The following is a 12,752-nucleotide window of genomic DNA, read 5'->3' as shown; positions in this document are numbered from 1 at the left end:
ACTTTTATATAAGAAATATTAAGAAAATCTTAATTATTTCACAGAAATAATTACATTTGTTTTTTTCAACTTTATATAAACATTGAATGAATCAACTTTTCAGAAGGAAAACCTATTCAGAGACAGACACATCCACTAATCTTTTAAGAGTTCTCGGAACTTGGGACATTGTTTTTTTTGGTATTGCAGCTATTATTGGAGCAGGAAGTTTCAGTAGTTTGGGCGAAGCCGTTTTCAGAGGCGGTCCCGGTGTGATTCTTCTTTATTTAATTTGTGGTTTTGCCTGTGGTTTTACTGCTTTATGCTACGCTGAATTTGCAAGTAGAATTCCAACGGCGGGTTCTGCTTATACCTATGCTTACGCCAGTTTTGGAGAATTGATTGCATGGGTAATCGGTTGGGCTTTGATTATGGAATATTCTTTCGGAAATATTTACGTTGCCTTTTCCTGGTCAGATTATTTCACCAGTTTTCTAGAACGTCTTGGAATGCACATTCCTGATTATCTGACTTGCAGTTATACCGAAGCTAAAAAAGCTTTTACAAACGGTTCTGAAAATAAAGAATTGATTAACGCATGGGTAAATGCACCATTATTGGGAAGTTTAAAATTCATCGTCGATATTCCTGCATTGGTTATTAACGGGTTGATTACATGGTTGTGTTACCGTGGAGTGAAAGAAAGTAAAAATTTCAACAATTCTTTAGTTATATTAAAACTTGCTGTAATCGTTTTGGTTATTTTGGTTGGTTTTTCTTACATCAATACTGAAAACTGGACACCTGTAAGTATAGAAGGAACTCCTTCTTTTATGCCAAATGGTTTTGCGGGAGTAATGAGCGCTGTTTCAGGAGTTTTCTTTGCCTACATTGGATTTGACGCATTGAGCGTACTTTCTGAAGAAACAAAAGACCCACAAAAAACCTTACCAAAAGGGATGATTATTTCTTTGGTTCTTTGTACTGTAATTTATATCGCACTGACTTTAGTCTTAACCGGAATGGTAGATTACAGAAAATTTGACGGCATCGGAGATCCGTTATCATTCATCTTTGAAAAAACAAATGCCAATGTTGCATGGATGGAATTAACGGTTTCCTTCGTGGCAATTGTGGCAATCACTACTGTTTTATTGGTTTTCCAAATGGGACAACCTAGAATCTGGTACGCAATGAGCCGTGACGGATTGATGCCGAAAAAGTTTCAGGATGTGCACCCAAAATATAAAACACCTTCGTTTGCAACGATTATTACCGGTATTGTAGTAGGAGTTCCTATTATTTTTACCGACAAAAGTTTCATCTTAGATTTTACAAGTATCGGAACTATTTTCGCATTTGTATTAGTTTGTGCAGGAGTTTTGATGCTTCCGCCAAAAGAAAAACTTAAAGGACGTTTTCACCTTCCTTATATTAACGGAAAAATTATTTTCCCTGTTATTTTTATTGGTTCATTGGTAGGATTCCATTATTTCCAGCCTGATTTTTTTGATCATTTAATGGAATGGTCTGATCCTAAAGAAGGTGAATTCAAAGCTTCGATTTTCTTCTTTATCATAATTAATCTTGGGCTTTGTGTCTTGACATTTATTAAAAATCTATCTCTAATTCCATTGATTGGTTTAAGCTCTTGCTTATATCTTCTTACCGGAATGAGCCATGAAAACTGGTTTTATTTCGGAATATGGTTTGCCATTGGTTTGATTATTTATTTTTGCTACGGATATAAAAACAGTAAGCTGAGAAAAGAAGCATAATCGATCGATGAAATATCTTTTCTGTTTACTATTTTTAGTTATTATTGGCTGCAACAAAACTAAAGTTGAATCTGATAATCATTTAATTAGTGAAAATTTAGAAGAAAATAAAATTCCTTACAAAGAGTTTTTAATTTTAATCAACAAAAAATCTGAAGAAGAAAAGAAGAATTATCTGTTTCAATTTATCAACTATGATGTTCCAAATTACTGGGCTTCTACTCCATGGTCGTTTAACGGAACATCGAGGGAACCACAGAAAGGAACAATCGCCTGCGGATATTTTGTAACCAACACGCTGACTGATTTTGGTTTTGATATTAACAGAACTTATTTAGCGCAACAGGCTTCGTCGGTAATGATAAAAAAGCTTTGCAAAGACATTAAATATTTCAGCAAAAGACAAGATTTAGATAATTATATTTTAAGTAAAAATAAAAATCAGGTGTATATTGTCGGCTTAGATTTTCATACCGGATTTATTACTCGAGAAAACAAAGACACGTATTTTATTCATTCAAATTACATCAAAAACAAAGGAGTCGTAAAAGAATTAACGCAAACATCTCAAGCTTTGAATGCATCAAAAACTTTTATGATTGGAACTTTAAACTATTGACATTTTTAATTTTCTTAACTTAAATAAATTTTGTTTATTCTTTTTTCAACATTGAGAAATTAAGAAACATCATCATAATGAACGGTTTAAGAAATCAATAAATTGATTTTGATGAAAGTTTATTAAGCACAATTCTCTGAAAACCTTAACTTCTTAATGTTAAAAAATGTTTTATAAAAATTTAAACAGCTCTAATAATTGGCGAAATTATTGCTAAGGTTCTTTAAGAACTTTAAACTATAATGCCATGTCTGAAAGAATAAAAACATATGATGAGTTCTATGAGTTTTACCTCGGTGAACACAAAAAATTAGGAACCAGGATTTTTCATTTTCTTGGAATTTTATTTGTATTTCTCGTCATCGGTTTTGTAATATACACCGGTAAAGAAAGGTTCTTATGGTATATTCCGATATTTGGATATGGTTTTGCCTGGCTCAGTCATGCTTTTATTGAAAGAAATAAACCTGCCACTTTCAAATATCCGCTTTGGTCTTTAATGTCTGATTTTAAACTGTTTTTTGAGCTTTTAATAGGAAAACAGAAATTTAATGGAAAACAACCTTGAATTTTCTTTGGCACAAAACTTGTAAACCAACCCCCAAATTATATGAAGTTATGAAAAATGCGAAACTCTTCCTAAAAGGAACATTACTAGTATCGTCTTTATTTGTTTTATCACAATGTAAGCCGATGCCCAACTCAACAGCAGACAATGAAAAAACTTTCATTGTAGGTCCTGAAACAGCAGATTGCACAGGAGTTGCTCCTATGAAATGTCTTCAGGTAAAAGAAAAAGCATCTGATAGCTGGCAAAATTTCTACACCAACATTGAAGGTTTCACTTACGAACCAGGATATGAATATGTTTTAAAAGTAAAAACAGAGAAAATTGAAAATCCGCCAATGGACGCATCTTCAATTAAATACACTTTAATAAAGCAGGTTTCTAAAACCAAGAAATAACAAAAAATCCCTTTCAAATTATTTTTGAAAGGGATTTTTATTTTTTTAAACTATTTTATTCCTGATGTCCTCTATTTTGAGGAGGATTAGGCAATTGAGCTTTAGAATATTCTTCCATTTTTTGGGTTGCCGCCATAGAGACGACCAGATCATTCAGCATAGAGCTCGCTGCTGTCGGAGAATTTGGTAATAAAACCAAATTACTTCTATTATTCGCACCAATCGACTGTAAGGTGTCGTAATGTTGGGTAACTACGATCAATGCAGAAGCTTCCTGTGCGTTGATATTGGCTGCATTCAGCATTTTTACAGATTCTTCCAGACCTTTTGCGATTTCTCTTCTTTGGTCTGCAATACCTTGTCCCTGAAGTTTTTTAGATTCTGCTTCAGCTTTTGCTACGGCAACAATTCTGATTCTTTGTGCTTCAGATTCATATTCAGCAGCAGTTTTTTCACGTTCAGCAGCGTTGATTCTGTTCATCGCGTGTTTTACCTGTTCATCCGGATCGATATCGGTTACCAAAGCTTTGATAATATCATAACCATAACTTTGCATCGCTTCCTGTAATTCACTTTTTACAGCAATTGCAATATCATCTTTTCTTACAAAAACATCGTCTAATTTCGTTTTTGGAACTTCTGCACGGACCACATCGAAAACATAAGATGTAATCTGATTTTCAGGATTTTCTAAACGATAATATGCATCTTTTACATTTTCTCTGATGACCTGATATTGTACAGAAACTTTCATTTTGATAAAAACATTATCTAATGTTTTAGTATCAATAATAACATCCAACTGTTGAATTCTAAGATTCAGACGTTTTGAAATCTGATCCAGAAATGGAATTTTCAAATGCAAACCGGCGTGGCTCACTTTTAAAAATTTCCCTAATCTTTCTACAACAGCCGCAGATTCCTGCTTTACTGTAAAGAAAGAAGCGAATAATGTGACAAGTCCAAAAAAGACCAAAATACCTACATACACCATATTTGTTTTATTTTAATTGATATGTCGAGAAGATACGAAAAAGTTACATACCAATCAAACAAGCTACTACATCGTCATCCCGATATCAATTCCTTTTATTTTTCGATAAAGGTCAGTTGCGTAATTATCAGTCATTCCCGAAACAAAATCAATCACACCAAGAACTTTCTGATAATCGCTACCTTCTTCGTAAATAAACTGTTTTGGAATTAATTTTAAAGCTTTGGTGTCGTAAGATTTAATTTTATCTTCAGACTTCAAAATTGACGGAATAAAATGATCAAGCAATTCGTACATTACATTGTACCCTGCATTTTCAATTTCCACAACTGCTTTATGATTGTATATTTTTTCGACTGAAAAGCTTTCGATATCCTGTAAAGCTTTATTTTCACTTTTATAAATATCAAGCAAGGCTTTATCAAGGTTCCCTTCAAGAATTTTATCAAAGTTTTGCTTGTACATCGAAATCGATTTATTAATCAAAGCATTAATAACCTTTGCTCTTAAATAAGAAATCTTTTCGTTGTCATTTCCTATAGAATCCAGCTTTCTTTTTACTCTGTCAACATCATCAGTTTCTGATTTTACCAGCTCAAAAAACAAGTTTGTACAATCGGCTGTTGAAACGATACCCAATCTGTGTGCATCTTCCATATCGATGATATTGTAGCAAATATCATCGGCAGCTTCTACCAACCAAACGAAAGGATGCCTTTTAAAAATATACGGTTCTTCGCTTTCTGAAATTAAATTTGTTCCTTTTGCAATTTCAAGGAAAATATCTTTTTCATTCTGAAAAAATCCGAATTTTTTTCTGTGGATAATGCCTTTTTTCTTGGCAATGGCTTCACAGGGATATTTTGCAATACTTGCTAAAGTTGCAAACGTTAATTGAGTTCCTCCTGCATCTTTTCCGTTTTGCTGTTGTGCTAAAACTCGAATCGCATTGGCATTTCCTTCAAAATTAACCAGATCAGCCCATTCTTTTTCATTAAATTTAGGCTTCAGATCATTTTCATTTCGGTCGAAATAACTGGCAATTGCATCTTCACCGGAATGTCCGAAAGCGGGGTTCCCCACATCATGACAAAGACAGGCTGCAGCAATTACATTTCCTAAATTATGGTTGTAAAAATTCTTTGAATCTTCTGTAAGGTCACTTTTAAAATTTTCAGCAATAAATTCGCCGATCACGCTTCCTAAACTCCTTCCGACAGAAGAAACCTCTAAAGAATGTGTAAGTCTATTATGTACAAAAACACTTCCCGGAAGTGGAAAAACCTGCGTTTTATTTTGTAGTCTTCTGAAAGCCGAAGAAAAGATAATTCGATCAAAATCTCTCTGAAAATCTGTTCTTGAAGCTGTAGTATTTGGATTGTTACCGGTACGCTGACTGGTAAAAATTTGGTTCAAATTCATCATTTTTCAAAATTAATTCAATTTTTACTTTTAAAGGAATAATATTTGAGTTTTTCTTTAAAAACCAACCAATGCCTGAAGGTCCCACAATTGTTTTAATGAAAGAAGATCTACAAAAATTTGTAGGTGAAAAGGTAATTGAAGCTGATGGAAGCGAAATTCCTGAAACTCCCGAAGTAAAAGGAGAAATTCTGCGTGAAATAAAAACTTTTGGAAAGCAAACTTATTTGATTTTCGATACAATTATTTTTAAAATTCATCTATTGATGTTTGGCTCTTACAGTTTGTATAAAAGAAAAGATATCGACACGCTCCGATTGGGACTGACTTTTAAAGATGGCGGAATGTATTTTTATACGTGTTCGGTAAAAATTGTGGATGAAAGTTTTCTTAAGAAAATCGATTGGGAAGCAGATGTTATGAGCAACAAATGGAACCCGGAAAAAACTGAAAAAGTTTTAAAAGAAAATCCTAAAATGATGATTTGTGATGCTTTGATGAATCAGGATATTTTTTCAGGAGTGGGAAACATCATTAAAAATGAAGCTTTATTCAGAGTTGGAATTCATCCGGAAAGTCTGATTGGAAATTTGCCTCCGAAAAAATTAAAGGAAATCATTTCAGAAGCGAGAAATTACAGTTTCGATTTCAAAAAATGGAAAAAAGCGAATATCTTGAGTAAACACTTTCAGATTTATCATCAGAAAAACTGCCCAAAATGTGGTGAAGAGGTTATTAAAAAAGATATGGGAAAAGGAAAACGCACAAGTTTCTTCTGCGAAAACGACCAGAAACTGTATTAAAAATCATGTTTTTAAGAACAAAAAATATTCTAAATTTATAAAACCTTAATTACATGAAATGACCGACAACAAATGGCTTGACCGTTGGAATGAAAGATACAGCAATGATGAATTTGCTTATGGAACACAACCCAACAATTATTTAAAAGAGCAACTGCAAAAACTGGAAACAGGCTCTATTCTTTTTCCTGCAGAAGGTGAAGGACGAAATGGCGTTTTTGCCGCTCAACTCGGATGGAATGTTTCTGCTTTTGACATCAGTGCTGAAGGAAAAAATAAAGCGTTGCAACTTGCAGAAAACAACAATGTAGAAATTGATTATCAGGTTGGCGAATTGCAAAATTTGAACTTCCAGAAAGAACAGTTTGATGTCATTGCTTTAATTTATGCTCATTTTCCTGCAGATATTAAATCCTCGATCCATAAAATGTTAGATACCTATTTGCGTAAAGGAGGTTATATTATTTTTGAAGCTTTCAGCAAAAAACATTTAGATCTTGTGTTAAAAAACGAAAAAGTTGGCGGTCCGAAAGATATTGAGTCTCTATTCTCAATTGATGAAATGAAATCTGATTTTCCGGAATATGAAATTATTGAATTGGTGGAAACAGAAATAGAACTTAATGAAGGTGTTTTTCATAATGGTACAGGTTCGGTGATTCGATTTTTAGGAAAGAAAAAATAGAACATTTTAGAAACATTCTATTTTTGAAAATTTAGACCTCCAAATTCAGTGAACCTCCGGAATAAGCAGTAAAAAAATCAGATCTGTAAACTTCACCCAAAGGAATTTCAGATTCGTCGATGTAAATATTATGATTATCAAAAGAATCGATTACATTTAAATTAACCACAAAAGATTTGCTTACTCTAGAGAAAATTTCTGCCGGAAGTTTTTGATGAATGGTCTTAAGATTCATAGCTGTGATCAGTTTTTGAGTTTTGGTGTGAATCACTACATAATCTTTCAAACCCTCGATAAATTTGATCTCATCAAAATTGAGCTTATAAAACCTTCTGTCAGCTTTAATGAACAGAAACTCTTTGGTATTCGATTCAACCGTATTTTTCACCGTTCCTTGTGAAAGTAATTGATGATAAAGTATTGCTTTTCCAATCGCTTTTTCCAGACGTGGTTTTTCTATAGGTTTTAACAAATAATCGATCGCATCGAGCTCATAACTTTTCAAAGCATACTGAGAATATGCTGTTGTGAAAATAACCAGACATTCTTTGGGAAGCATTTTCGCAAATTCTAAACCAGTAACGAGAGGCATTTCTATGTCGAGAAAAATAAGATCGACAACATTCGTTTTCAAAAATTCTAACGCTGCAGGAGCATTCGAAAATGTTCCCAAAATATTGATCTTTGAAACTTCAAGGATTAACGACTGCATTTCTGCTTTTGCCAAAGACTCATCATCTACAATAATACAGTTCATACAGGAATTATTAGGTGAACAATATATTCGTTTGTGGTGGAACAAATTTCCAGCGTAAAAGTGTTTTGGTAAAGCAGCTCCAATCTTCTTTTGATATTTACCAATCCAAGTCCGCTGTAAATAGTTTCGGGAATTGGAAACTCTGAATTTTGAGAATTTCGGCATTCAAAGTGAAGAGTTTTATCTTTAATTTCGATATTCACTTTCACATAAGATCCTTTTCCACTGATGTCTACACTGTGTTTGACGGCATTTTCTACAAACGTGGTAAATAAATTAGGCGGAATGAAGGTGCTGTTTAAAGTTCTTTTATCGGTTTTGCTGTCGATATAAATTTGGAAATCTTCTCTTCTTATTTTTTCAAGGTTCAGAAAATTAGACAAAAAATCAATTTCGGAAGTGAGTAACGTTTTTTCTTCGTTGTTTTCATAAAGCTGATAACGCAGGAATTCTGATAACTTCATAATGACAACGGTTGCTTTTTCAGGATCTGTTCTTATTAAAGCTTTCACATTATTCATCATATTAAATAAGAAATGTGGGTTGATCTGATTTCGCAATTCATTAAGTTCCATTTTCAACGTCAAATTGCTCAGTTCTACAATTCTCATGTTATCTTTTGTCCATTTCTGAATAAGTTTCACCGTTGTACTCACCAAAATAATCGGAATACAGATCATAATTCCTTCATAAAGCCCACCTCGTCGAGCGTCATTCTCCAGACCTTCAATTTTATATTCTGCAAAGAAGATCTCAAAACAGTTCCCGATCAGATTGAGACCAACAATTCCCAAAGTGAAAAGCAATAAAAAGTAAATTACATAACGGGTTTTAAAGAAGAAAAGCGGCACTAAAACATAGATATTGATATATGCCATCCCAATCAACGATACAAAAACGAAAAGCAGAACAAAATATCGGTAGCCTTCTTTGTACCAATGCCAAAAATCTGCGAAGTACAGAAATATAAAGAAACAAATCGCAGAAACAACGTGCCTCAACAAACGGTAACGATCTTCCACCAGAAAATCAATCACCATGGTATCGTTTAATTCTTTAGACTTGCAATTCATTAAAATATCTGACCTTGTTAATTGTAAACAAAAATAACTAATAACGTCATCAAACAGCATATTATTATACAAACCCTGCACTTTATTATACAAAATTTTAAAACGTGGTATTTGGTAGAATTTGTAAGGCAGTTGGTATAAAAAACCAATTCCCAAAACCTTTTCTCTATTCCTTTGTCCTGTAAAATTTATTCAAGACATGGAATTAAACGTTTTTCAGAAACTCACCGAGCAAATTACACAGGAGTGTTATTTTATGACCGATTCTCAGCAGGAAGAAAAAGTCATTCAGCTTATCGACCTTCACCATTTTATAGCATCTTACAATGAAAGCCTGAAAGTGATCGATTACATCCATCATCCAATCAACATCATCGAAGAAAATGGAGTAAAAAAAGGGGTCTTATTTTACGATATGAAGCATTCTCATGCTTTAGACATTTATGAATCTGAACTTTTTAAAAGCCATCATCAGATCCAGGAATTATGGTTTGTTTTTGTGGAAGAAGAAAATGTTTCAAAAGCTGAAAAGTATATGGATTTTATTCAGCTAAATGCTATAGAAACTTTTTACGACAGAATATTCATGTTCAATTTTTTTCAGTCTACCATTAATGCCATCAAGTAAATTCTTATGATCCTATTTAAAAAAAATCTAATCACTTTTGCACTTATACCTGTTGCAACAATTGTTTCGGCTCAAAAGAGAGACAGTATTCCGCATAAAGTAGTTGCTTTTGTCACCGATAAATTTCCTCAAGCCCGAGATTTAAATATCGAATTTACCCAGGTTACGCCGTATAAATTTTCACCTGAACTTTATGGAAGCGATTTACCAGAAAATAAAATCAAATCTTTTCAGCAGGTAAAAGCGAATGCCAATGTTTATTTTATTAAAAACAGAAAATGGATGTTGAGCGGATCATTAAATTATCGCTTCACTTCTGTTAATTCAGAAAACAACATCAATATTTTCTCCGATGAAAATACCAATAAAGGGAATTTCCATTATCATTCTGAGGCCGTTAATGTTACTTATTTTTCAAAACTTTTCAATAAAATAGCAGTTTATTCTGCCACTGTATCAACTGATGGAAGCGATCAGCGTTTTGAAAGAATCAGAGGAATGGTAACTGGAAGTTTGGTTTTAAAAGCCAATGCAAAAACTAAAATGACTTTGGGAGTCGCTGTTTTAATAGATCCAAGTACACCAATTCCTGCGCTACCGATTTTTACTTATGAACATAAATTTGATAATGGCTGGGTTGCAGATATTATTTTACCTAAGAAAGTTTTAGTGAGAAAAGATATTTTTTCAAACGGAAGAATTTCTTTCGGAACCGAGATGGACACTACTTCTTTCTATCTTTATCCGTCAGGAAAAACATACGAATTCAGGCAATTGGAAATCAATTCCGGAGCAATTTATGAACATCATTTAGGCGGAAATTTTATCGGAACATTAAAAACCGGACTCAGAGCAACGCCAAATTCAAGGATTTTTGAAAAGAAAGAATCTCAGAAAGATTATATTTTTGAATCTAATGCAAAGCCTTCTTTTTATTTCAATGTAGGACTTTCTTACAATCCTTTTGGAAAACCGAGAACAAAATGACATAAAAATTAAATGCTAAAAAGTTAAATTTTGATGTTTCGAACATTTAATATGCTTTACATTCTATTTCCTTGATTTTGTCAACCTGAAAACAACAAATACAGAAACATTAACATATTCTTAATTTTTTATGAATTAAATAATTAAAAACAAAAACATTTTACACCTAAAGCAATCAATCCATTAATACTAAATTCATCTAAAAACACACCTAGACACTCTTAAAACACTGATATACATCATAGCAATTCAATTTGGCACGTCATTTGAAAGTTGTAATATTGCAATTATAAAATTCGCAATAAATAATTAATAATTTAAAAATTCAAAAATTATGATCGCTTATATTGGTATCGCTACATGTGCAGTTATTGTTACTTCTTATTTTGTAACAGCTAGAAAAGAAAGAAACTAGTTTTTAATAAACACGTTCTTTTATTTAACAAATTTCAATTAATATTTTTTTTTATGTTTGCAGTTCTAAACTGCCGCTCTTTTACTCAACCGGAGTAAAAGAGCCGAAAACATAAAGCAATGACTACCCTACTCGAGAAGCTTCAAGAATTACTTTTTTCAAATCTCGGCTTAGTCATTTCCAATACACACCAAGAGCAAGAATCCAAAGAATATTTTGGATGCAATTTTCAGCTCAATTCCTTTCAAATTAAATTCAGAAAAGCCAAAGTAACACCGACAAAAGTTGGTCAGTTCGTCACTTTATGGAAAAGAAATTCTATTTCTAAAGAAACAGAGCCTTTTACTTCTGAGGACACTTCCGATCTTTATTTAATTCTAACTGAAATCTCTGAGAATTTCGGGTTTTTCCTTTTTACGAAAGAAGTTTTAATTAAAAATCAAATTCTCAGTACAAATTTCAAAGACGGAAAACGGGGTTTCAGGGTCTATCCGAACTGGGATATTCCACAAAATAAACAGGCAACGAAAACTCAAAACTGGCAAGCTCAATTTTTTATCAACTTTGCTGATGAAAATTATGTTGAGAAGTTTGAATCTATTTTAAAATCTGAAGCTCAGTAAAAATTACAATTTTCTCTCGCAGATTTTTCTGATTGAGCAGATTTAAAATGCTTTAAAATCGATGAATTTAATTTGCAAGAATTTGAAAAATAAAAAGAAGAAATTGTTTTTCAGACTCATTTAAATAGTCTTCAAAATTTTAAATCAATTATCTTTGTAGATTAATATAAATGTTCAAGAAATATGAATCTGTACAATCTCATTATTCAGGATAAAGAAGCTGTAACGCTGGATGAAGTTTATCTTGAGCCTCAAAATAAGGAACAATTTGTACAGCTCATCAAAGAACATACTTACATCAAAGAACTTCAGGAATATGGTCTTCCCGTCAATAATAAAATACTTCTGGAAGGAAGTTCAGGTTGCGGAAAAACAATGACCGCAAAGGCGATCGCCAATGCTTTAGGAAAAAGTATTATCATCTTAAATTTGAGCAACATTGTTTCATCAAGAATCGGGGAAACTTCCCAAAACATCAAAATGATCTTCGACAAGGCTGCAAGAGAAAGATCAGTTCTTTTTCTCGACGAACTCGACCAAATCGGAAAAGCCCGTGGAAGTGATGATAAAGATGTAGGTGAAATGCGAAGACTCGTTAATACTTTAATTCAGCTAATCGACTATTATCCCGAAAATGCGCTTTTATTGTGCGCTACCAATCACGCTGAAATTATTGACACTGCTATTATCAGACGTTTTCAGTTAAAAATAAATTACAAAATGCCTTCAAAAGATTTTCTTGATGAATATTACGATCATCTTTTATCCCAATTTCCTGAAGAATTGAGGAATATTGAAAGAAAATATGAGATCTCGTTTGCAGAAGCGAAAGATTATACTTTTACGGTGGTGAAAGGGAATTTAATTGAAAAGTTGGAAGCTAAAAACTCAATACTTCTATAAATATTGAGATAAAGATTTTTCTTTGAATGTTGATTTAAAATTGTTTTGAACTAGATAATTATTTACTTTAGCGTAATTAGTTTGGATTGACGCAATGCGTGAATCCAAATGTTGTACGCA

Annotated in this window: 14 protein-coding genes; 10 read left to right on the top strand and 4 right to left on the bottom strand. The window is 32.7% G+C overall.

Annotated features, from left to right (window positions below; genetic code table 11):
• Window positions 1–86 precede the first annotated feature (86 nt).
• From BUR17_RS00575 to BUR17_RS00560, 4 genes are all read left to right on the top strand, one after another.
• On the top strand, window positions 87–1,757 hold the full coding sequence (locus BUR17_RS00575) for an APC family permease (RefSeq protein ID WP_074228074.1): 1,671 nt from the start codon (window positions 87–89) through the stop codon (window positions 1,755–1,757).
• 7 nt (window positions 1,758–1,764) lie between these two features.
• The gene (locus tag BUR17_RS00570; protein ID WP_074228073.1) at window positions 1,765–2,376 is read left to right on the top strand and encodes a hypothetical protein; all 612 of its coding nucleotides are present in this window, start codon (window positions 1,765–1,767) and stop codon (window positions 2,374–2,376) included.
• Between the two features lie 247 nt (window positions 2,377–2,623).
• Window positions 2,624–2,944 (top strand): DUF962 domain-containing protein, encoded by a 321-nt coding sequence (locus BUR17_RS00565; protein ID WP_074228072.1) that lies wholly within the window; start codon window positions 2,624–2,626, stop codon window positions 2,942–2,944.
• A gap of 50 nt (window positions 2,945–2,994) precedes the next feature.
• Window positions 2,995–3,342: a DUF4377 domain-containing protein gene (locus BUR17_RS00560; RefSeq protein WP_074230170.1), complete on the top strand. Its 348-nt coding sequence runs from the start codon at window positions 2,995–2,997 to the stop codon at window positions 3,340–3,342.
• A gap of 55 nt (window positions 3,343–3,397) precedes the next feature.
• Here the strand turns inward: BUR17_RS00560 and BUR17_RS00555 are convergent, their stop codons facing one another.
• Window positions 3,398–4,336 carry an SPFH domain-containing protein gene (locus BUR17_RS00555; protein WP_074228071.1) on the bottom strand — a complete coding sequence of 313 codons (939 nt, stop codon included), beginning with the start codon at window positions 4,334–4,336 and terminating at the stop codon, window positions 3,398–3,400.
• A 66-nt stretch (window positions 4,337–4,402) separates the two neighbouring features.
• Window positions 4,403–5,758: a deoxyguanosinetriphosphate triphosphohydrolase gene (locus BUR17_RS00550; RefSeq protein WP_074230169.1), complete on the bottom strand. Its 1,356-nt coding sequence runs from the start codon at window positions 5,756–5,758 to the stop codon at window positions 4,403–4,405.
• A gap of 71 nt (window positions 5,759–5,829) precedes the next feature.
• On the opposite strand from BUR17_RS00550, the gene BUR17_RS00545 reads away from it, so the two are divergent.
• Entirely contained in the window at window positions 5,830–6,561 is a 732-nt protein-coding gene (locus BUR17_RS00545; protein WP_074228070.1) for an endonuclease, read from the top strand.
• Window positions 6,562–6,619: 58 nt separating this feature from the next.
• Window positions 6,620–7,246, top strand: coding sequence for a class I SAM-dependent methyltransferase (locus BUR17_RS00540; RefSeq protein WP_074228069.1), 627 nt, complete (start codon window positions 6,620–6,622; stop codon window positions 7,244–7,246).
• A 31-nt stretch (window positions 7,247–7,277) separates the two neighbouring features.
• Here BUR17_RS00540 and BUR17_RS00535 read toward each other — a convergent pair whose 3' ends face one another.
• Both BUR17_RS00535 and BUR17_RS00530 read right to left on the bottom strand, forming a co-directional pair.
• Window positions 7,278–8,003 (bottom strand): LytR/AlgR family response regulator transcription factor, encoded by a 726-nt coding sequence (locus tag BUR17_RS00535; protein WP_074228068.1) that lies wholly within the window; start codon window positions 8,001–8,003, stop codon window positions 7,278–7,280.
• Window positions 8,000–9,076: a sensor histidine kinase gene (locus BUR17_RS00530; RefSeq protein ID WP_074228067.1), complete on the bottom strand. Its 1,077-nt coding sequence runs from the start codon at window positions 9,074–9,076 to the stop codon at window positions 8,000–8,002. Before BUR17_RS00530 ends, BUR17_RS00535 begins: the two co-directional genes overlap by 4 nt.
• A gap of 199 nt (window positions 9,077–9,275) precedes the next feature.
• Between BUR17_RS00530 and BUR17_RS00525 the strand changes: the two genes are divergently transcribed.
• The 4 genes from BUR17_RS00525 to BUR17_RS00510 all read left to right on the top strand — a co-directional run bounded on the left by BUR17_RS00525 (window position 9,276) and on the right by BUR17_RS00510 (window position 12,632).
• Window positions 9,276–9,704 (top strand): hypothetical protein, encoded by a 429-nt coding sequence (locus BUR17_RS00525; protein ID WP_074228066.1) that lies wholly within the window; start codon window positions 9,276–9,278, stop codon window positions 9,702–9,704.
• 6 nt (window positions 9,705–9,710) lie between these two features.
• Window positions 9,711–10,691, top strand: a complete 981-nt coding sequence (locus BUR17_RS00520; RefSeq protein ID WP_074228065.1) for a hypothetical protein — start codon at window positions 9,711–9,713, stop codon at window positions 10,689–10,691.
• Between the two features lie 534 nt (window positions 10,692–11,225).
• Entirely contained in the window at window positions 11,226–11,729 is a 504-nt protein-coding gene (locus tag BUR17_RS00515) for a MepB family protein (RefSeq protein WP_074228064.1), read from the top strand.
• A 183-nt stretch (window positions 11,730–11,912) separates the two neighbouring features.
• A complete protein-coding gene (locus BUR17_RS00510) occupies window positions 11,913–12,632 on the top strand; it encodes an AAA family ATPase (RefSeq protein WP_074228063.1) in 720 nt (239 codons plus the stop codon).
• Window positions 12,633–12,752 lie beyond the last annotated feature (120 nt).

Origin of the sequence: Chryseobacterium scophthalmum, assembly GCF_900143185.1 — a bacterium.
GTDB lineage: Bacteria > Bacteroidota > Bacteroidia > Flavobacteriales > Weeksellaceae > Chryseobacterium > Chryseobacterium scophthalmum.
This window is presented reverse-complemented; position numbering and strand designations above follow the sequence as displayed.

Excerpts from the sequence above, each read along its gene's own strand:
- BUR17_RS00525 (WP_074228066.1), top strand. The coding sequence starts at position 9,276 with ATGGAATTAAACGTTTTTCAGAAACTCACCGAGCAAATTACACAGGAG.
- BUR17_RS00550 (WP_074230169.1), bottom strand. The coding sequence starts at position 5,758 with ATGAATTTGAACCAAATTTTTACCAGTCAGCGTACCGGTAACAATCCA.
- BUR17_RS00515 (WP_074228064.1), top strand. The coding sequence starts at position 11,226 with ATGACTACCCTACTCGAGAAGCTTCAAGAATTACTTTTTTCAAATCTC.
- BUR17_RS00520 (WP_074228065.1), top strand. The coding sequence starts at position 9,711 with ATGATCCTATTTAAAAAAAATCTAATCACTTTTGCACTTATACCTGTT.
- BUR17_RS00555 (WP_074228071.1), bottom strand. The coding sequence starts at position 4,336 with ATGGTGTATGTAGGTATTTTGGTCTTTTTTGGACTTGTCACATTATTC.
- BUR17_RS00545 (WP_074228070.1), top strand. The coding sequence starts at position 5,830 with ATGCCTGAAGGTCCCACAATTGTTTTAATGAAAGAAGATCTACAAAAA.
- BUR17_RS00530 (WP_074228067.1), bottom strand. The coding sequence starts at position 9,076 with ATGAATTGCAAGTCTAAAGAATTAAACGATACCATGGTGATTGATTTT.
- BUR17_RS00535 (WP_074228068.1), bottom strand. The coding sequence starts at position 8,003 with ATGAACTGTATTATTGTAGATGATGAGTCTTTGGCAAAAGCAGAAATG.
- BUR17_RS00510 (WP_074228063.1), top strand. The coding sequence starts at position 11,913 with ATGAATCTGTACAATCTCATTATTCAGGATAAAGAAGCTGTAACGCTG.
- BUR17_RS00565 (WP_074228072.1), top strand. The coding sequence starts at position 2,624 with ATGTCTGAAAGAATAAAAACATATGATGAGTTCTATGAGTTTTACCTC.
- BUR17_RS00540 (WP_074228069.1), top strand. The coding sequence starts at position 6,620 with ATGACCGACAACAAATGGCTTGACCGTTGGAATGAAAGATACAGCAAT.
- BUR17_RS00575 (WP_074228074.1), top strand. The coding sequence starts at position 87 with ATGAATCAACTTTTCAGAAGGAAAACCTATTCAGAGACAGACACATCC.
- BUR17_RS00560 (WP_074230170.1), top strand. The coding sequence starts at position 2,995 with ATGAAAAATGCGAAACTCTTCCTAAAAGGAACATTACTAGTATCGTCT.
- BUR17_RS00570 (WP_074228073.1), top strand. The coding sequence starts at position 1,765 with ATGAAATATCTTTTCTGTTTACTATTTTTAGTTATTATTGGCTGCAAC.